The organism is Halobacillus litoralis (assembly GCF_009856445.1).
In the GTDB taxonomy this organism is placed as follows: Bacteria; Bacillota; Bacilli; order Bacillales; family Halobacillaceae; genus Halobacillus; species Halobacillus litoralis.
This window is the reverse complement of record NZ_WMFA01000002.1, coordinates 896,654-914,489: the sequence shown is the minus strand read 5'-3', so window position 1 is coordinate 914,489 and position 17,836 is coordinate 896,654. Positions and strand designations below refer to the sequence as shown.

The 17,836-nt window shown below is 41.6% G+C and carries 21 protein-coding genes; 17 read left to right on the top strand and 4 right to left on the bottom strand.

The genetic code is table 11. The features are described 5' to 3' along the window. Positions 1-52 precede the first annotated feature (52 nt). Positions 53-1,222: a THUMP domain-containing class I SAM-dependent RNA methyltransferase gene (locus tag GLW00_RS09845; RefSeq protein WP_160913491.1), complete on the top strand. Its 1,170-nt coding sequence runs from the start codon at positions 53-55 to the stop codon at positions 1,220-1,222. 39 nt (positions 1,223-1,261) lie between these two features. After that, positions 1,262-2,761, top strand: coding sequence for a carboxypeptidase M32 (locus tag GLW00_RS09840; protein WP_160913816.1), 1,500 nt, complete (start codon positions 1,262-1,264; stop codon positions 2,759-2,761). 41 nt (positions 2,762-2,802) lie between these two features. Here the strand turns inward: GLW00_RS09840 and GLW00_RS09835 are convergent, their stop codons facing one another. Continuing rightward, a complete protein-coding gene (locus GLW00_RS09835) occupies positions 2,803-3,357 on the bottom strand; it encodes a hypothetical protein (RefSeq protein WP_160913489.1) in 555 nt (184 codons plus the stop codon). A gap of 123 nt (positions 3,358-3,480) precedes the next feature. Here GLW00_RS09835 and GLW00_RS09830 point away from each other — a divergent pair, with 123 nt between their 5' ends. The 4 genes from GLW00_RS09830 to GLW00_RS09815 all read left to right on the top strand — a co-directional run bounded on the left by GLW00_RS09830 (position 3,481) and on the right by GLW00_RS09815 (position 6,936). Beyond that, entirely contained in the window at positions 3,481-4,248 is a 768-nt protein-coding gene (locus GLW00_RS09830; protein WP_160913487.1) for an SDR family NAD(P)-dependent oxidoreductase, read from the top strand. Positions 4,249-4,633: 385 nt separating this feature from the next. Continuing rightward, positions 4,634-5,716: a type III polyketide synthase gene (locus GLW00_RS09825; RefSeq protein ID WP_160913486.1), complete on the top strand. Its 1,083-nt coding sequence runs from the start codon at positions 4,634-4,636 to the stop codon at positions 5,714-5,716. Position 5,717: 1 nt separating this feature from the next. Next, positions 5,718-6,227 (top strand): isoprenylcysteine carboxyl methyltransferase family protein, encoded by a 510-nt coding sequence (locus GLW00_RS09820; protein ID WP_160913484.1) that lies wholly within the window; start codon positions 5,718-5,720, stop codon positions 6,225-6,227. A gap of 421 nt (positions 6,228-6,648) precedes the next feature. After that, on the top strand, positions 6,649-6,936 hold the full coding sequence (locus GLW00_RS09815) for a DUF6123 family protein (RefSeq protein ID WP_160913482.1): 288 nt from the start codon (positions 6,649-6,651) through the stop codon (positions 6,934-6,936). A gap of 13 nt (positions 6,937-6,949) precedes the next feature. On the opposite strand, the gene GLW00_RS09810 is transcribed toward GLW00_RS09815, so the two are convergent. The 3 genes from GLW00_RS09810 to GLW00_RS09800 all read right to left on the bottom strand — a co-directional run bounded on the left by GLW00_RS09810 (position 6,950) and on the right by GLW00_RS09800 (position 9,011). Further along, entirely contained in the window at positions 6,950-7,354 is a 405-nt protein-coding gene (locus GLW00_RS09810) for a ribonuclease HI family protein (RefSeq protein WP_160913480.1), read from the bottom strand. A gap of 14 nt (positions 7,355-7,368) precedes the next feature. Beyond that, positions 7,369-8,046, bottom strand: a complete 678-nt coding sequence (locus GLW00_RS09805; RefSeq protein ID WP_160913478.1) for a queuosine precursor transporter — start codon at positions 8,044-8,046, stop codon at positions 7,369-7,371. Between the two features lie 764 nt (positions 8,047-8,810). After that, positions 8,811-9,011, bottom strand: coding sequence for a cold-shock protein (locus tag GLW00_RS09800; protein WP_160913476.1), 201 nt, complete (start codon positions 9,009-9,011; stop codon positions 8,811-8,813). Between the two features lie 301 nt (positions 9,012-9,312). Between GLW00_RS09800 and GLW00_RS09795 the strand changes: the two genes are divergently transcribed. The 11 genes from GLW00_RS09795 (at position 9,313) to GLW00_RS09745 (ending at position 17,836) form a co-directional block, all read left to right on the top strand. Next, positions 9,313-10,983, top strand: coding sequence for a formate--tetrahydrofolate ligase (locus GLW00_RS09795; protein WP_160913474.1), 1,671 nt, complete (start codon positions 9,313-9,315; stop codon positions 10,981-10,983). A 105-nt stretch (positions 10,984-11,088) separates the two neighbouring features. Continuing rightward, positions 11,089-11,946: a DUF72 domain-containing protein gene (locus tag GLW00_RS09790; protein ID WP_202412420.1), complete on the top strand. Its 858-nt coding sequence runs from the start codon at positions 11,089-11,091 to the stop codon at positions 11,944-11,946. Positions 11,947-11,955: 9 nt separating this feature from the next. Further along, positions 11,956-12,573, top strand: a complete 618-nt coding sequence (locus GLW00_RS09785; protein ID WP_160913470.1) for an HD domain-containing protein — start codon at positions 11,956-11,958, stop codon at positions 12,571-12,573. Beyond that, positions 12,560-13,519 carry a thymidylate synthase gene (locus tag GLW00_RS09780; RefSeq protein ID WP_160913468.1) on the top strand — a complete coding sequence of 320 codons (960 nt, stop codon included), beginning with the start codon at positions 12,560-12,562 and terminating at the stop codon, positions 13,517-13,519. The genes GLW00_RS09785 and GLW00_RS09780 overlap by 14 nt, the downstream gene beginning before the upstream one ends. Positions 13,520-13,790: 271 nt before the next feature. Next, positions 13,791-14,285, top strand: a complete 495-nt coding sequence (locus GLW00_RS09775; protein ID WP_160913466.1) for a dihydrofolate reductase — start codon at positions 13,791-13,793, stop codon at positions 14,283-14,285. After that, a complete protein-coding gene (mobA, locus tag GLW00_RS09770; RefSeq protein WP_160913464.1) occupies positions 14,285-14,884 on the top strand; it encodes a molybdenum cofactor guanylyltransferase in 600 nt (199 codons plus the stop codon). The genes GLW00_RS09775 and mobA overlap by 1 nt, the downstream gene beginning before the upstream one ends. 133 nt (positions 14,885-15,017) lie before the next feature. Continuing rightward, positions 15,018-15,194, top strand: a complete 177-nt coding sequence (locus GLW00_RS09765; RefSeq protein WP_160913814.1) for a twin-arginine translocase TatA/TatE family subunit — start codon at positions 15,018-15,020, stop codon at positions 15,192-15,194. Positions 15,195-15,243: 49 nt separating this feature from the next. Then, positions 15,244-15,432, top strand: a complete 189-nt coding sequence (locus GLW00_RS09760; RefSeq protein ID WP_160913462.1) for a twin-arginine translocase TatA/TatE family subunit — start codon at positions 15,244-15,246, stop codon at positions 15,430-15,432. Between the two features lie 111 nt (positions 15,433-15,543). Next, on the top strand, positions 15,544-16,266 hold the full coding sequence (gene tatC / locus GLW00_RS09755) for a twin-arginine translocase subunit TatC (RefSeq protein WP_160913812.1): 723 nt from the start codon (positions 15,544-15,546) through the stop codon (positions 16,264-16,266). 181 nt (positions 16,267-16,447) lie between these two features. Continuing rightward, the gene (locus GLW00_RS09750) at positions 16,448-16,666 is read left to right on the top strand and encodes a YozE family protein (RefSeq protein WP_160913460.1); all 219 of its coding nucleotides are present in this window, start codon (positions 16,448-16,450) and stop codon (positions 16,664-16,666) included. A 15-nt stretch (positions 16,667-16,681) separates the two neighbouring features. Further along, complete coding sequence (locus tag GLW00_RS09745; protein WP_160913458.1) at positions 16,682-17,836, top strand: exonuclease SbcCD subunit D; 1,155 nt, start codon at positions 16,682-16,684, stop codon at positions 17,834-17,836.

Here is a 17,836-nt window from a genome sequence, read left to right as displayed (position 1 = left end):
AGTGAAGGAAACGGTTCACGTTTGTTCATGCTACATATAAAGGAGGTTCATCATGTCGAAAAAAGTTACATTGATTGCAACAGCAGCTATGGGGCTTGAAGCCATAGTAGGGAAAGAAGTTAAAGCTTTAGGATATGAAGACATACAGATCGAAAATGGAAGAGTTGTGTTTGAAGCGGACGTATCAGCGATACCGAGAGCCAACCTTTGGCTTCGAACCGCTGATCGTGTCAAATTGTTGGTTGGAAGGTTCAAGCCCACATCGTTTGATGAACTTTTTGAAAACACGAAGGCATTGCCATGGGAAGCTTTTATAGAAGAAGACGGCGAGTTTCCTGTAGTCGGTAAATCGGTCAAATCGAAGTTGTATAGTGTTCCGGATTGTCAATCGATTGTGAAGAAAGCAATAGTAGAACGATTGAAAGTCAAACATGGCATAGATTCATGGTTGAAAGAAACTGGTGCCTTTTACAGAGTGGAAGTAGCGATTCACAAGGACGAAGCACTGCTTACCATCGATACCTCAGGAAGTGGACTGCATAAGCGAGGATATCGTGTAGGCCAGGGGGAAGCACCTTTAAAAGAGACGTTAGCTGCCGCACTCGTACAAATTACAAACTGGAGCCCTGACCAGCCGTTTGTCGATCCATTTTGTGGTTCAGGGACCATTGCTATCGAAGCCGCATTAATCGGCCAAAATATTGCACCTGGTTTCAATAGGGAATTCGCTTCCGAGAATTGGAGCTTTATTCCGCAAAAAGCGTGGGATGCTGCTTTTCAAGAAGCAGAAGATGCAGCGAATTATGATCAAGCGCTACAAATTTTCGGTTCTGATATTGATCCCGACTTGATTGAAATTGCGAAAAAAAATGCAATGGAAGCAGGTCTTGGGGAATTGATCACATGGAAACAAATGCAGATGAGTGATTTCAAACCGAAGCAGGAAAATGGTTACCTTGTGTCTAATCCTCCTTATGGGGAGCGTATGGGTGAGCGGGAAGAAGTGGAAGAGATGTATCGCAACCTTGGTACGATCATGCGTGATTATCCATCCTGGAGTGTGTATATCCTCACTTCTCATGAAGGTTTTGAAAAACTCTACGGGAAGCCTGCCACTAAAAAACGGAAGCTCTTCAATGGCTTTATCAAAACGGATTATTACCAGTATTTTGGGCGAAAACCAAAATCCAAGCCAGACAATGGCAAAGGGTTCGGTTTCTGATTCGTCAGATAAAGTGATTCATTTAGATGAAGGGGAGAGATAGATGTGAGTCAAACAACGGAACAGAAATTTTTGGAGCTCTTAAAAGAACAATCATCGTATGGAGAAGCGATTGGGCTTATGGCTTGGGATATGAGAACAAAAGCGCCACGCAAAGGAATCGAAGGACGTTCGGAAGTAATTGGGGTTATGTCCCAGAAAGTTCATGAGATTCAAACCTCGGATGAAATGCGCCAATATATTGACGAATTGAAGAAAAAAGATTTAGACCCCATTTTAAAAAGAGCGGTGGAAGAAGCGGAAGAAACGTATAATAAAACGGACAAGATCCCAACGGATGAGTATAGAGCTTACGTAACTCTCCAAACCAAAGCTGAATCTATGTGGGGAGAAGCGAAAAGTAACAACGACTTCGAAAGTTTCCGCCCATACTTGGAAGAGTTGGTCGAGTACAACCGTAAATTCGCAGATTACTGGGGTTATGAAAACCATCGGTATGATGCCTTGTTGCACAATTATGAACCAGGCGTAACAGTAGAAGTATTAGATGAAGTGTTTCCTAAAGTAAGAAAAGCTTTATCAGCTCTCCTTCAGCAAATCAAAGAAGCCCCAAATCAACCAGATCCATCAGTCCTTAAAGGACATTTCCCTAAAGATCGCCAGGCTGAGTTCAGTGAAGTGATCTTAGAGCGTATGGGTTACGATTTTGAGGCCGGTCGTTTGGATGAGACGGTGCATCCTTTTGCTATCGGATTGAATACAAATGATGTCAGAGTGACAACGAAATACGACGAAAAAGATTTCCGTACCGCTGTCTTTGGAACGATTCATGAGGGAGGACATGCCCTTTATGAACAGAACATCGATCCAAAGCTTGCTTTTACACCCCTTGCGGATGGGACTAGTATGGGTATTCATGAATCACAATCTTTATTTTGGGAGAATTTTATTGCGCGTAGTGAAGGCTTTTGGAGAAATCATTACGAGTTGTTCAAAAACTATGCACCTGAGCATTTTCAACACTTACCGTTGGAGAAGTTTTATCCGGCTGTCAATGAGGTAAAACCATCCCTTATTCGCATTGAAGCGGATGAACTGACGTATTGCCTGCACATTATGGTCCGCTATGAGTTGGAAAAAGCATTAATAGCTGGTGAAATTGAAGTGAAGGATCTCCCTGAACTGTGGAATCAAAAGATGAATGATTACCTTGGAGTTACTCCAGAAAGTGATGCTGAAGGAGTGCTTCAAGATATTCACTGGTCAGGAGGGGATTTCGGCTATTTTCCATCCTATGCCTTAGGATACATGTATGCAGCCCAGATGAATGCCAAGATGAGAGATGAAATCGATGTGGATCGTTACATTGAAGAAGGCGATTTCCAAAAAATCAAGGAATGGTTGACGGAAAACGTTCATCAATATGGAAAAATGAAAAAACCATTACAAATCTTAAATGATGTGACTGGTGAAGGCCTGAATCCTGACTACATTATTTCTTATTTAACAAATAAATATAAGAAGATCTATCAGTTTTAAAATGAAAAAAGCCCGGCTGCATCAGCCGGGCTTTGTGTTATTTAAGACATTTCTTCCATCAAATCTGGAGTTGCCGGGAAACCAGCTTCCTTAACGATTTCATTGTATTGATCATTGAATTCTGTGAATTTCTCTTCAGCTGCTGTGAAATCCGCATTCTCCATGTTTTCATTCAATGCTTTCTCTACGCCTTCATAATAGGCTTGGAGGGATGGCAGTGTTTCTTCGAATTTTGTCATAACATCATCTGGAAGATCTGCTTCAATTGTATAGTCGTCGACCATGGAAGAAGCTTCGCTTGCTGCAGTCTTTGCTTCTTCAGCTGCAGATTGAATCGCTTCTGCATCAGGTTCTTCTGCTGAGACGGCCGTTTTGTAAGCAGAAATTTTTTGTTGATATGGTTTGAAAGTATTTGTCAGAGCCATTTGTGCACTGAGCAATTCTTTCTTCACCTTTTGTTCATCATTCTCTTGATTTTCTGTCGTGTCTTCTGTCTGGTTTTCTGTGTCTGCGTTTGTGCCTTCTTCCGTTTCACTGTTACACCCTGTTAAGACCAGTGCTCCGGAAAGACCTAAAGCTAACAACCATTTTTTCATACAGACAACCCCCTTTTTTCTATTCACGATTTACATTCTATGTCAGGCCTTACCGTATGTAAAGAAATTGCAAAAATGTTATACTATACTGAAAATTCAACACTATTGATGGAGGCTATTGCGATGTATCTACCAGACTTCAGATTAAACAGTAAACTTGCCGTGATCACAGGGGGAACGAAAGGTATTGGGAAAGCCATTACCCTTGCTTTTGCGGAATCGGGTGCCGATGTGATTGTTATTGCAAGAAGCGAGAAAGACCTGAAGCAGACAAAAAAAGAAGTGGAAGAGCTTGGACAACAAGCTTCAATTATTTGTCATGACATTAATGATTATAAGGAAATTATTCAGGAGGTTGAGCGTGTTCGTGAAGGACGAAAGCTTGATATATGGGTCAATAATGCGGGAATGAATATAAGAAGTGAAGCAGAAAGTGTAACAGAAGAAGAGTGGGACCAAATTATTTCGACGAATATGCGGAGTGCTTTCTTTCTTTCTCAATATGCAGGTCAAGTGATGAAATCCTCCAAAGAAGGGAAAATCATTAACATCTCTTCTGTTGGGGGTCACACCGCCTTACGTACTGGGGTTGTATATGCCATGACGAAAAGTGCGCTTATTCAAATGACCAAAAACCTTGCCCTTGAATGGGGGAAATATAACATCAATGTCAACGCAATTGGTCCCTGGTATTTCCCAACCTCTCTTACAGAACAGCTCCTTCAGGATGAATCTTACGTCCAGGAGATTCTCGAACGGACACCGCTTAACAGAATAGGTAAATTAGAGGAATTGAGTGGTGCCGCTGTGTTCTTAGCTTCAGACGCTGGAAACTATATGACAGGTCAGACCTTGTTTGTTGATGGAGGCATGACGATATATGGATTTTAATTGAACCTTCTGTTCATCTTTTTTCCAATTTTACACATCATAAAAAAAGCGCCAAATGAAAATGGCGCTTTTGCTATGTCATCCACCTTGACTTTTAGATCATCAAAATCCATGAAAAATGATGCCCCGGTGCAAGCCTAAAAGGAATATGAAATCCTTTACTGAACCATTTCACCTTTGCATTGCCCTCCATAACCCTGAGCGTGGTGATATCGGTGGAAACTTCCTGATAAGATACATGGGTGACAAGGTTCCGAGTTAAAAACACTGTGGACCCCCTTCAAAAAGAACCGTTTGACATAGGTCAATCATGCTGCATGAATCTGCTTTCCAAAGACATAATTTCCTCCTTAATTGTACATAGTAAATAAAAAGGAGGATGAAAATGCCCTACATACTTTCCTCAGGCGTCCAATGTGCCGACTATTCCTGTAATCAATCCGATGTCCAAAAGCTTGTTTATGAATTATTTCCTTTAAAAGAGCATGAGAAAAAGAGATTGATGCCGATTTTTGAGCACGCCAATATTGAAAAACGGCAATTCGCTGCTCCGTTAGAGTGGTTTAAAGAAAATCATGGATTAGAAGAAAGAAACCATTTATACCATACCAAGGCTTTAGACTACAGTTTACACGCAATAAGATCTTGTTTGACCAATTTACCTGGAGATGATGAATTTTCTACAGAAGATATCGATCACCTCATTTTTGTTTCTTCTACAGGCATCTCTACCCCAACTCTTGATGCTTATATTATGAATGAACTCGGTTTTAAAGAGGATACGAAACGGACGCCTTTGTTTGGGCTGGGATGTGCAGGGGGAACAAGCGGTGTGGCCAAAGCTTATGAATGGCTGCTGGGCCATCCCGATCAGAATGTTCTTGTCATTTGTGCAGAACTTTGCAGCTTGACCTTTCAGGCGGAAGATGCCAGAGTAAGTAATTTCGTAGGCACAGCTCTCTTTGGCGACGGTGCTTCCGCTGTCTTAGTTGCAGGGGATCGATCCTCCTTGTTGAAGAAAAAGAAACACCCTCTTCCAAAAATCATTAATTCCAGTTCCAGAACAAAAGCTAATAGTACCGATGTAATGGGGTGGAGGGTCGTTGATACAGGTTTTGAAGTTATCTTCAATAAGAGTATCCCCCGGTTAGTCAAGGAATTTTGGAGTATACATGCCGGGGAAATCGTACGCAACAATGGGTGGTCCGTCAATGAACTGCCTTTCATTGTGGCTCATCCTGGTGGTAGAAAAGTTTTAGAAGCTTATGAGGAAGTATTCGATTTGAAAGAGGGGGCTTTAAACATTCCGAGGAAGGTGTTATCTGCTCACGGAAATATGTCCTCTCCAACGGTACATTTTGTGTTGCATGAAGTTTTAAAAACGAAACATGAAAAAGGAACAAAATCAATTATGACTTCTCTCGGGCCTGGATTTAGTTCTGAAATTGTCAGTTTGGAGTGGGAATAGAATGGAAATTTTTTTATGGATGATTTTAGCTTTTTTAATATTTCAACGCCTGGGTGAACTTGCACTGGCAAATCGAAATCGTAAGTGGATGGTGGAAAGAGGGGCGAAAGAGTGGGGGCAAGGTCACTATTTCCTGTTCATCCTACTGCACAGCTCATTTTTTGTATGTATCATTGCAGAGTTCGTTTGGACGCCTTATGTTCAACAACCATTTTTTTATATCGCGCTAACCGGTTTTTTCTTGTTACAGATTCTAAGAATCGCCTGCATTCGAACTTTGGGAAAGCGGTGGAATACAAGAATCCTCGTATTACCTGATGAAGAACCGATCCGTAAAGGGATTTACCGATTTGTGAAACACCCGAATTATGTGATCGTCTTTTTTGAATTAATGGTCATCCCGGTGTTGTTTCATGCCTATTTAACTGCATTGATTTTCCCTTTCCTGCATCTACTCGTCCTTACGGTAAGAATTCCTGCTGAGGAGAGGGCGCTCCAGGAAAGGATTTAAATGTTCAAAAAATATTGCTCATTTCCTGAAGGTCTGTTAAGATTCTAATTAGAAATGAAATTCATTTTCAATTAGAAGGGTGAGAACAAAAAATGTTGGCTTTCATAATGTTAACGGTCGCCGTTTACAGTAGTTTGATGATTTTCGTGTTATCTAAATTGGGAAGCGTCCCTGCTCAAACTGTCATGAATGTATTCAGAACCCAAAACCAAAGTTCTCATTTCTACCATAAAAAAAGATACGAACGCACCCTTTCGGCCAGGTGAAAGCACCTGGTCTTTTTCATGCCTGAAAGTCTTGAAATAAACAAAAATTTAGTGGGAAATTCCTGTCGAATTGCCGATAATTTCGTCATTTTTTGTTATGATATAGAAAAATAGTACAAATACATACCGATGACGGATAAGGTTAGGAGAGTATTATGGATAGAAACACATTAGCTTACTTCCTTGAAGATCTTTGGAGTAAGGGATTCAAACTGAGCGATGAGGATGTCCAATTTATATATTTTGGAAATAACTCTTCTAATGCTCCGGAATGGAAAACCATTGTTGCTGTCAACATGACCTTAAAAATACAACAGTCCTTTGACCCCAGTTTTTTTATTAGTATTTTAGAACTTATTTCAAATCCATCCATCACCAGTAAAAGAAAGGCCTATGAGTCCATAGAAGCACAACTTTCCATTACAAGGACTACACACAAATAAAGAACCCAGATCACTACTGATCTGGGTTCTGTTTCGTCTGTAGACACTCCCTGGCAAGACGGTCTGCATTTTTGTTTTGTTTGTCAGGAATCCATTTATAAAAAACATAGGAAAAGCTTTCCTCAAGGTTCATGATCTGGTTAAACAAGGGAAGGAATTTTTCATTCTTCGTGTATCGCTTATCCATGGTATCAACAGCAATTTTTGAATCAGACCTGATCGAAATGATTTCTCCCGGATATTTCTCCTTACAGATTTGCAAGGCGTGAATAATTGCGAGGAATTCCGCTTCATGATTCGTCCAGTTCCCTAAATAAAATTGATGCTCTTCTGTTTTTTGATTTTTTTTAATAACTATCCCTGCAGCACTGGGGCCCGGCTCTCCACTGCACGCAGCGTCTGTGTACACTTCTAACATGGCATATGACCTCCTCACTCAGAATGCGGCATTTTTTTAGCCATATAAAAGAATGGTGTATCCATAGCAGCCACAATGAACTTAATGATATACGTGGTTATAAAAATCTCAATCCAGATCTCAAATGGATACAAACCAAAAAAAGCGATGAAACAAAAAATACTCGTATCTAACAATTGACTGATCATCGTACTTCCATTGTTCCGGATCCAAAGCGCACGATCCGATGGAAACATCTCTTTGAGTTTAGCATATAACCATACATCAAAATATTGGCTGACGATATACGCAAGCATGCTGCCGAGTGCAATTCTCGGAACAAGACCAAATAAAGACTGCAATGCTGGTTGAGCGATGTCGTTTTCGCCTGGATTGAAAAGAATGGCGAACTGCATAATGATTGTCATAATGATCAATGTGGAAAAACCCAGCCACACAGCTTTTCTCGCCTCTTTTTTTCCATATTTTTCATTGAGAATATCGGTAGCTAGAAAGGCGGTTCCATAGACAATGTTCCCAAGAGTTGCATTTAACCCGAACATCTCTACGGTTTTGACCACTTGGATATTTGCAAGAACCGTGGACATTCCGATCCAAACAAATAAGCCAGGCTTTCCGAACATCCGATAAATGCCAATTAATAATGCGAAATTGATTAGTGCAAATAATATCCATAGGATTTCGTTACTCATCGTATTTCCTCCTTAGTTTTGATATCGCGGGAGTTCCCGAACCGCGGGTAAAAAGAACCAACAGCGATCAATTATACGATGGCACAAGGCATTTGACAAGAACCATTTCCCTTATTCAATACTATGTCAGGATTGTGGAAGACTCAGTTTCGAGACTTTCCAGGGTTCGTTGCCCGGGTTGAGCGCCAGGGGTGGCTGGGAAGCTACTCGCTTTCCTGTGGGGGAGTGGCGAGCTTCCTCGGGCTACGCCCTGCGGGATCTCGCCGATCTCCTTTCTCCCACGGGAGTCTCGCAGCTCCCCAACCACCCCATACAATAAAGGTGAGAAACGAACCCCTTTGCCTGGTATAAGTGTCTTTCACAAATCCTGAATCTATAGTGATAAAGCGCTCTATAACAGGCTTTATCATTCCAAATGCGGTTGAAGCATCCATGTTGCTTCACTTTCCTTAGGAGTAAAAGCTTCTCTTACCTGGAAGTGGTTTCGAGATACTTATACGGCAAAGGGGCGGAGGGGAATGGCGAGACTCCTGCGGGAAAAAAGTGCTTGGTGAGACCCCACAGGACGCAGTCCGAGGAGGCTCACCGCGCTCCCGCGGAAAGCGAGCTATTCCCCGCAGCCCCCATTCACTCAACAAAAGTCTCGAAACTGAGTCTTCAAGAATAGGGAGCTTATCTTGAGTATAGAGGAGTTGTGAGGCTTGTTAGTCGTTAGAGGGAAAAGAAAAAGCAATCTCCGAGGAGATTGCTTTTTGATGGAACATCTATTCTTTCACAACGTTCGCAGCTTGTGGGCCGCGGTCGCCTTCTACGATTTCGAAAGTAACAGCTTGACCTTCTTCTAGAGATTTGAAGCCTTCTTCCTGGATAGCAGAGAAGTGTACGAATACGTCGTTTCCACCTTCAACTTGAATGAAACCGTAACCTTTTTCTGCGTTGAACCATTTGACTGTACCATTTTCCATAATTTGTTCCTCCTAAATCTTGCACGTAAAACGTGGAAATTACAAATACCAGACCGAAAAAAACCTCATAGAACGACGGAACAATAAATTCCGAAGCACTTCTATGAGGAGTTACCTGTCATTTATGTTTCCGATCGTGTTATTTGCTTACCCCAAATATATCGTATGAGAAAAGGAGCGTCAACAAGATGAATCTAATAAATTCAAACAACTTGTATCCGTTTCCGAGAGTGGGAGACTATAACTCCCAACAAGAGTCAGGTACAATGATAGAAGATACATAAGGAAAGGAAAGATTTTAATGAAATCCGATATAAAAATAGCGTTGGAAGCTGATATGAAACCGATCCATCAGATTGTTGAACAATTGAACTTAAATGAAGAAGATTGGGAACCTTATGGTCATTATAAAGCAAAATTGTCGGATCAACTTTTGAATAAACTCTCCAACAGGAAAAAAGGGAAAATCATCTTGACCACATCAATCAATCCGACGCCAGCAGGGGAAGGTAAATCCACGGTAACGGTCGGTTTAGGGCAAGCCTTGAACCGATTGAATCAACGCGCTGTGATCGCACTCAGAGAACCTTCTCTTGGTCCCACGATGGGGATAAAGGGGGGAGCAGCGGGAGGAGGATACTCCCAAGTGGTACCGATGCAGGATATCAACCTTCACTTCACAGGGGATATCCATGCCATTACTTCTGCGAATAATGCGCTTTCCGCTTTTATCGACAATCATATTCATCAGGGAAATGAACTGAATATCGATCCAAGAAGAGTTTCATGGAAGCGTGTGATGGATTTAAATGACAGAGCTTTAAGAGAAGTCATCGTCGGTCTTGGTGGCCCTGTAAAAGGAGTTCCCAGAGAAGATGGGTTCAATATAACGGTTGCTTCGGAAATTATGGCCATCCTTTGTTTAGCGAAAGATCTTACTGATATGAAGCAAAGAATAGCTGAAATAGTCATAGGATACACCTATGACAAAAAACCGATTCAAGTGAAACAACTAGGTGTGCAAGGGGCTTTGGCACTTCTTTTGAAGGATGCAATCAAACCTAACCTGGTACAGACCCTTGAGAATACACCAGCTATTATACATGGAGGGCCATTTGCGAATATAGCTCACGGTTGTAACAGTGTCATGGCCACAAACTTAGCTGCGAAACTTGGAGATTATGTAGTAACTGAAGCTGGCTTCGGAGCTGACCTTGGAGCAGAGAAGTTTTTGGACATAAAAACCAGAGCAGGCGACCTTGAACCCGATGCCGTTGTTATTGTAGCAACCATTAGGGCTTTGAAAATGCATGGGGGTATGGAAAAAGGATTACTGGAGAGTGAAAGCGTGGACGCTTTAAAGGCTGGAATCGGCAACCTGAAGAAGCATATGGAAACCATCCAGCAATATGGACTTCCTTTTGTTGTAGCGATTAACCAATTCCCTTCTGATACAGAGCGGGAAATAGAGTTTCTCACTCATTGGTGTGAGGAACAAGGAGTTGAAGTATCACTTACAAACGTATTTGCTGAAGGTGGTGAAGGTGGGATCGACCTGGCGGAAAAAGTGATGAGTGCATGCGAGAAGAAAACGGGTCCGTTAAAGTATATGTACGAATTGGAAGACTCTATAGAAGAAAAAATTGATAAAATCGCAATGAACGTTTATGGAGCTGAAGGTGTTGATTTTTCATCAAAAGCTGAGAAGCAGATTCGTCAACTAAGAGAGCTTGGTTTTGGAGAGTTGCCTGTATGTATGGCTAAGACTCAATATTCCTTATCTGATGACCCTGGAAAGCTTGGGCGTCCGCAAAACTTTAGAGTAACGGTCAGAGAGATCTATCCTTCGGTAGGAGCCGGTTTCCTTGTAGCTTTAACCGGAGACGTCATGACCATGCCTGGACTGCCTAAACAGCCGGCCGCTTTGCGGATGGATGTAGATGAAGAGGGGACCATCCATGGCTTATTCTGATACAAGTTTGGAAAATGATCTGCTATAATCATTCAAGTCGAACATTTTACGCGATTGAGAATGAAACAGGAGATGGAATGGTTATATAGAAGGTAAGGGGGATTTATGGTGACAATACGTATTGGTTTGACAGGATGGGGAGACCATCCCACCCTTTATTCGGACCGGACAAGATCTGAGGAGAAATTATCCGCTTATGCTTCTCACTTTCCTGTAGTTGAAGTAGATACAGCCTTTTATGCAATCCAACCCGTTTCCCGTTATGAAAAGTGGCTGAAGGAAACGCCTGAGTCCTTTTCATTTGTTATTAAAGCATTTCAACAATTGACAGGTCATGACAGGGAAGCAAGGACAGTACAGGAAGCGAAGGATCTGATGAAGCGTTATGAAGAATCCATCCAGCCCGTATGGGAAAGTGGCCAGGTGAACGCGTTGTTATTTCAATTTCCACCTTGGTTCGATGTGCGTAAAGAGAACATAAAAAAACTTCGTTATATCCGGGAATGGATGGAAGATTACCCACTGGCGTTGGAGTTCAGAAACCGCACATGGTTCGATTCCAACTATTATGAACAAACGTTATCTTTCATGAAAGATCAGCAATGGATTCACAGTATTTGTGACGAGCCGCAAGCAGGAGAAGGTTCAGTGCCACGCGTTCTTGTACCTACCCATCCTGAAAAAACATTGGTCCGTTTCCATGGGAGAAACATTCACGGCTGGAACAAAAACGGTCGGAAAGACTGGCGGAAAGTCCGCTTTTTGTATAAGTATAATGAGGAAGAATTGCAGGAGTGGAAAGAACAAGTGTTAAAACTTGAAGAAACGACTCCTGAGGTTACCCTTCTGTTTAACAACAATTCAGGTGGCGATGCCGCAGATAATGCTAAGCAAATGCAGGAGCTTCTCGATATCAAGTATGAAGACCTCAATCCACGACAAATGGACCTTTTCAATTTCTAGGAGGCAAACATGAACAAAAGGGAAGCATTGGAAACAATAAGATGTTTCGTCTATGATTTATTCAAAGACGACACGAGCGGGCATGATGATGTCCATATGAAACGAGTAGCCTCGTGGGCGAAATCCATGGCGAACGATGAGGGCGAGGATCCATTTTTGTGCGAAGTTGCAGCTCTCCTTCACGATGTGGGAGATCATAAATTGTTTGCCCAGCCAGAAAAGGCGATCCAACAAAGGGATCAACTTCTTTCGGATGTTGGTTTTACAGAGGATGAGATTGATACAATTGCTGATGCAATTCGGACAGTATCTTTTTCAAAAGGAGACGTCCCCCATTCAAGAATGGGAGAAATCATTCAAGATGCTGACAGGTTAGATGCCATAGGGGCTGTAGGTATTGCACGAACGTTTGCTTTTGGCGGGACCATCAATCAACCGATTTACAAGGAAGATGAAAAAGATGCCATCAGCCATTTTTATGAAAAACTTTTGAAACTAAGAGAATTGATGCATACGAAAAGCGGTAAGCAGGAAGCTGAAAGGCGTCATCAATTTATGCTTCAATACTTAGAAGAGTTTTATCGAGAACAACAATGCAGAGAGGAGTACAGTCATGTCAAAGAATGAACAGGCTTATTTAGATATGTGTAAACACGTGTTGAAAGAAGGAAACTCTAAAGAAGATCGAACAGGAACGGGGACTCTTTCAGTTTTCGGACACCAGATGCGGTTTGATTTAAAAGAAGGTTTTCCGCTCATGACCACGAAGCGTGTTCCTTTTAGGCTGATTGCCAGTGAACTATTATGGTTCATGAAAGGGGATACGAACATCCGCTATTTATTGGAACATAAGAATAACATTTGGAACGAGTGGGCTTTTCAAAAATGGGTGGAGAGTGAAGATTATACAGGCCCTGACATGACTGATTTCGGGCGGCGCAGCCAGAATGATGAAGAGTTCAAAAAGCAATATAAAGAGCAGATGGATACGTTTAAAGAAAAGGTCCTGAACGATGACACTTTTGCTAAAGAGTTTGGTGATCTCGGCGCGGTTTACGGGAAACAATGGAGGGAATGGAAAACAAGCAGAGGACAAACCATCGATCAGCTTAAAAATGTGGTAGAGAGTATAAAAAATAACCCTGACTCGAGAAGACACCTTGTAACTGCATGGAATCCAGAAGATGTCCCCTCAAATATGGCTTTACCACCTTGTCATATTCTTTTTCAATTTTATGTCGCGGATGGTAAATTATCGTGTCAGTTGTATCAAAGGAGCGGTGACATTTTCCTGGGAGTACCTTTTAATATTGCCAGCTATGCGTTGCTGACCCATCTGATTGCCCATGAATGTGGGTTGGAAGTCGGTGAATTCATTCACACTCTAGGAGATGCTCATATATACAGTAATCATAGAAAGCAGATCCATGAACAATTAACGAGAGAACCTAGAACCTTACCGGTGTTGTCGTTGAACAATGAGAAAGAAAGTATATTCGATTTCGATATGGAGGATATCACGATTGAGGGCTACGACCCCCATCCGAGCATTAAAGCTCCAGTAGCCGTATAACCTGAAGTGATTCTTTGTAGGGAATACCATAAAAACCCTCTTCAGTATAAGGTTTAAACTTGCCTTGAAGAGACACTGCAGCGTGGGATGTCTTGTTGCATGAGGGAGCATGGTGTAGCTGACCCACTGAGAGCTAACCAATCGCTGATTTGCTGGAAGATTCTCTCCATCACCGATAGACCCTTGAACATCACAAAAATACCGAAAATAAAGTATTTCTTAAGACAGCCATCACTTTATAACTGTAAATCTTAAAGAAGGGGTGTTAAGGATGATTTCATTCATATTTGCAATGGACAAAAACAGATTGATTGGAAAAGACAATGATTTACCGTGGCATATTCCGAACGACTTTAAATTTTTCAAAGACACCACGTGGGGGAAAACCATCATCATGGGAAGGAAAACATTTGAGTCCTTTCCTCAACCTCTTCCAGAGCGGGAGCACATCGTTATAACCAGTAATAAGAATTACGACCGGGAAGGATGTACAGTGATTCACTCCATCGATGAGATCCTTAAGATGGAGCAAGATAACCCGGATAAAGAATGGTTTGTAATCGGAGGAAGTGTACTCTTTGAAAAAATGCTTCCTCATGCAGACTGTATGTATTTGACTTATATTGATGCAAGCTTTGAAGGGGACACATATTTTCCACAGTATGACGAATCTGAGTGGACACTTGTTTCTGAGACGAAGGGTCTGAAAGATGAAAAGAACCCGTATGACTATTATTTCCGTACCTACGACCGGAAGAGTTCCTAATGCAACAAAAGGATTTGTGTGGAGTGATTCTTAACGGGGGAGGATCGACAAGAATGGGGACCGCTAAGTCTTCTTTGGTTTTGGGTTCCATGACCTCCTTGGAGTTGATTACCTCGACTCTTTCAATGGTGACTGACACCATCATAGTGAACCAGGATGAACCATTAAAAAAGCCTTACACGGTCGTCGGAGACATTTATGAAGATGCAGGACCACTCGCTGGATTGCACGCAGTCATGAAACAAAGACCGGCCACCTGGTTTGTCATGGCTGCATGTGATACTCCTTTTGTCAGTGATGAGGTTTATCGTCATTTGATTAAAGAAGCGGATGATTCGGCGGATGCTGTCATTCCTGTTTACGAAGGACGCTTTCACCCGACCTCCGGGGTCTATCACATCCGGATCCTGGACAAACTGGAGTCTTATTTGTCTCAAGGAGGCAGGAAAGTCCGGGGGCTTTTTGATCATATACAGATAAAGGAATTGTCCACTTTTCCTGGTATTGAGCAGGAGAATCTTTCTATGCACTTTTTTAATATGAACACACCAGAGGAATATGCATTAGCAAGGGATTTGTTTAAAAACTGGAAGAGGTAGAGACAATAGAATACAGAGCATGATATGATAGGAAAGAAGTAAGAGGGGAAGGAATTTTTGGTGAAGTTGTTTCTTTTCTTTGTCTACTCTTGTAAAATGAATATAAAGTACGTGTTGAAGGCGGTGAATGGACATGCTGTCAAGTATCGGAATACCAGGTCTGATTTTGATTTTGACGATTGCTTTAGTCATTTTCGGCCCGAAGAAATTGCCTGAAATCGGAAAGGCTGCTGGTGAAACGTTGAAAGAATTCAAAAACTCTGCTCGTGAGCTTACAAGCGACTCTAGTGAAGAAAAAACGAATAAATAACATAAGCTTAAAATTTTTCAAAAAGACATAACTAATGGAGTGATTGACCATGTTATCAAGCATTGGTGTACCAGGTCTCATTCTGATTTTAATCATTGCACTTGTCGTTTTTGGTCCTTCAAAACTTCCAGAAATCGGAAAGGCGTTCGGAAGTTCCCTTAAGGAATTCAAGAAAGCTACAGGCGACATCATGTCTGATGATGAAAGCAGTAAGGCAGAAAAGAAAACCAAAGAATAAAATGAATAGAGAAGGTGTAAGGGACTTTCCCTTGCATCTTCTTTTTGTCAGGCTCCTATCAGCCTGGAGGTGATTGTAGTGTCAGAAGAAAAAATAACTCAGGATATCGAAATGAACGTCACCGATCACCTGAGTGAGTTGCGAAAGCGCGTTTTATGGACGTTGGCTTTTTTTATCACTTTCTTTATTGTCGGCTTTATTTATGTTGAAAGAATACAAACGTTTTTTATTAAAGATTTACCGTTTGAATTGAATATGACAAGCCCGGGTGAGATCATTTGGATTATTTTCACCATTGCCAGTCTCGTGGCTATTGTAGGAACCTTGCCTATTTTGTCCCTGCAAATATGGCTGTTTGTCAAACCCGCCTTAACACCGAAAGAGCGCCGGGTTTCACTATCTTACGTGCCGGCGATCTTTTTATTGTTTCTTGCAGGGCTTACGTTTGGGTACATCGTATTTGTCCAGCTGATTCTCCCTTTTCTCTTGTCACTCAATAATGGAATGTTCAACGAAATTTATACGGTGGAGCGGTATTTTCGCTTTCTTTTCAGGGTAACGATTCCTTTTGCGGTTTTATTTGAGATCCCTATCATCATTATGTTCTTGACGAGCCTGGGTATTGTTAATCCTGTCTTTCTAGTGAAGGTTCGTAAATATGCGTATTTTATTTTAATCATTATCGGAACCATCATTTCCCCGCCGGATTTCATTCTGCAGTTGGTGGTTGCGTTTCCTTTAATCCTTTTGTATGAGGTAAGTATTATTCTATCGAGGATTGTTTATCGTAAGAAGCTTAAAAATCACCAGGAATTCATGGAATCTGAAGATTAGATTGTCTAGAAACAAAAAGCGCGTGGAAAGGCCCAGAGATTTACATCTCTGGGCTTTTCATTTGGATTTTAGCTTATTTTTACAAAATGATTAGTTTTTCAGTTTTACAATATTATCTTTTGCTGTAAAGACCGTAACATGATAAAAATAATGTAGGAATATGCGAGGAGGAACAAGACTGATGAGATCTTTTTATCACTATATGATGAGATACAGAGGGAACAAAAGGAATAACGAAGAAAAACAACTCGCTGAATGGATGTTCGATGACCACAGCTTCCCAAAGCAGGCGAAAGCTTATGATGAAATCAGTTCCTATTTAGAATGGAATGCACCTTTTCCATCTGCTTTATCTGTTTTCGATCAATTATATGAGAAATACAAAATAGAAGAAGAATAAAAGAGAGGTGGATCCATGAGAATTTTACACACGGCTGACTGGCATTTGGGGAAAATCGTGAACTATGTACATATGACGGAAGACCAACGCTACATTCTTCAACAATTTGTGGAAATTGTAGAGAGGGAAAAGCCGGATGTCATTATTATAGCAGGGGACCTCTATGATCGCTCCATCCCCCCGAAGCAAGCGGTGGAATTACTAAATGAAACGTTGACGACGCTCATTAACGACTTCCAGGTCCCGGTTCTTGCGATATCGGGTAACCATGACAGTCCCGATCGGTTGAATTTCGGCAGCCAAATGTTTAGAAAACAAGGCCTGTTCTTAGATACGAAATTACAAAAAGAGCGGGATCCTGTCACCTTATACGATGAAGACGGTCCTGTTCATTTTCATCTCATCCCATATGTTGAGCCTGCAGAAGTGGCGTTTGTATTTGAAGATCAAGAGATTAAAACCCATCAACAGGCAGCGGAAGTTCTGATCAAGGATATCAAGCAACGCTTTAACATGGATGATCGCCATGTCTGGGTCGGCCATTCCTTTTTAGCAGGAGGAATGGAATCGGAATCGGAAGAGCGCCTGTCTATGATTGGCGGGAGTCCTTATGTTGATGCCCGGTTATTCCAAGCCTTTTCTTATGTGGCTCTTGGTCACCTTCATCAGCCCCAAAGAGTGACGGAAGATTATATAAGGTACAGCGGATCAATTTTGAAATATTCGTTTTCTGAAGTGAATCACGCTAAATCTGTGACAAGGATTGATATGGATCAGGATGGATCGTGTGAATGGGAAAAGATACCGCTTACACCAATAAGAGACTTCCAAGTCATCGAAGGATATTTTGAAGACTTGCTGGCTGGAGAATCCGCTGAAAATCCGGAAAATTATTTGCATGTCCGCCTCTTGGATGATGGCCAGCTCGTAGATCCCATGGGCAAATTACGCAAAGTTTATCCGAATATCCTTCATTTGGAAAGACGGAGATCAAAGACAAATTTACAAATGGAAGAACTGCAGGAAGTCAAAAAGCGACAGAAGCTTTCACACGCAGACCTCTTTGCTTCTTTTTATGAAGACATTAAAGGGGAATCTATTCCACCTGAACGGAAAGAATTGATTGAACAAGCCATAGATAATCTAAGGAAAGAAGAGAGGGGGAAATAA

Excerpts from the sequence above, each read along its gene's own strand:
- GLW00_RS09830 (WP_160913487.1), top strand. The coding sequence starts at position 3,481 with ATGTATCTACCAGACTTCAGATTAAACAGTAAACTTGCCGTGATCACA.
- GLW00_RS09835 (WP_160913489.1), bottom strand. The coding sequence starts at position 3,357 with ATGAAAAAATGGTTGTTAGCTTTAGGTCTTTCCGGAGCACTGGTCTTA.
- GLW00_RS09765 (WP_160913814.1), top strand. The coding sequence starts at position 15,018 with ATGCTGTCAAGTATCGGAATACCAGGTCTGATTTTGATTTTGACGATT.
- GLW00_RS09820 (WP_160913484.1), top strand. The coding sequence starts at position 5,718 with ATGGAAATTTTTTTATGGATGATTTTAGCTTTTTTAATATTTCAACGC.
- GLW00_RS09800 (WP_160913476.1), bottom strand. The coding sequence starts at position 9,011 with ATGGAAAATGGTACAGTCAAATGGTTCAACGCAGAAAAAGGTTACGGT.
- tatC (WP_160913812.1), top strand. The coding sequence starts at position 15,544 with ATGAACGTCACCGATCACCTGAGTGAGTTGCGAAAGCGCGTTTTATGG.
- GLW00_RS09810 (WP_160913480.1), bottom strand. The coding sequence starts at position 7,354 with ATGTTAGAAGTGTACACAGACGCTGCGTGCAGTGGAGAGCCGGGCCCC.
- GLW00_RS09805 (WP_160913478.1), bottom strand. The coding sequence starts at position 8,046 with ATGAGTAACGAAATCCTATGGATATTATTTGCACTAATCAATTTCGCA.
- GLW00_RS09745 (WP_160913458.1), top strand. The coding sequence starts at position 16,682 with ATGAGAATTTTACACACGGCTGACTGGCATTTGGGGAAAATCGTGAAC.
- mobA (WP_160913464.1), top strand. The coding sequence starts at position 14,285 with ATGCAACAAAAGGATTTGTGTGGAGTGATTCTTAACGGGGGAGGATCG.
- GLW00_RS09825 (WP_160913486.1), top strand. The coding sequence starts at position 4,634 with ATGCCCTACATACTTTCCTCAGGCGTCCAATGTGCCGACTATTCCTGT.
- GLW00_RS09815 (WP_160913482.1), top strand. The coding sequence starts at position 6,649 with ATGGATAGAAACACATTAGCTTACTTCCTTGAAGATCTTTGGAGTAAG.
- GLW00_RS09845 (WP_160913491.1), top strand. The coding sequence starts at position 53 with ATGTCGAAAAAAGTTACATTGATTGCAACAGCAGCTATGGGGCTTGAA.
- GLW00_RS09785 (WP_160913470.1), top strand. The coding sequence starts at position 11,956 with ATGAACAAAAGGGAAGCATTGGAAACAATAAGATGTTTCGTCTATGAT.
- GLW00_RS09760 (WP_160913462.1), top strand. The coding sequence starts at position 15,244 with ATGTTATCAAGCATTGGTGTACCAGGTCTCATTCTGATTTTAATCATT.
- GLW00_RS09775 (WP_160913466.1), top strand. The coding sequence starts at position 13,791 with ATGATTTCATTCATATTTGCAATGGACAAAAACAGATTGATTGGAAAA.
- GLW00_RS09795 (WP_160913474.1), top strand. The coding sequence starts at position 9,313 with ATGAAATCCGATATAAAAATAGCGTTGGAAGCTGATATGAAACCGATC.
- GLW00_RS09780 (WP_160913468.1), top strand. The coding sequence starts at position 12,560 with ATGTCAAAGAATGAACAGGCTTATTTAGATATGTGTAAACACGTGTTG.
- GLW00_RS09750 (WP_160913460.1), top strand. The coding sequence starts at position 16,448 with ATGAGATCTTTTTATCACTATATGATGAGATACAGAGGGAACAAAAGG.
- GLW00_RS09790 (WP_202412420.1), top strand. The coding sequence starts at position 11,089 with ATGGTGACAATACGTATTGGTTTGACAGGATGGGGAGACCATCCCACC.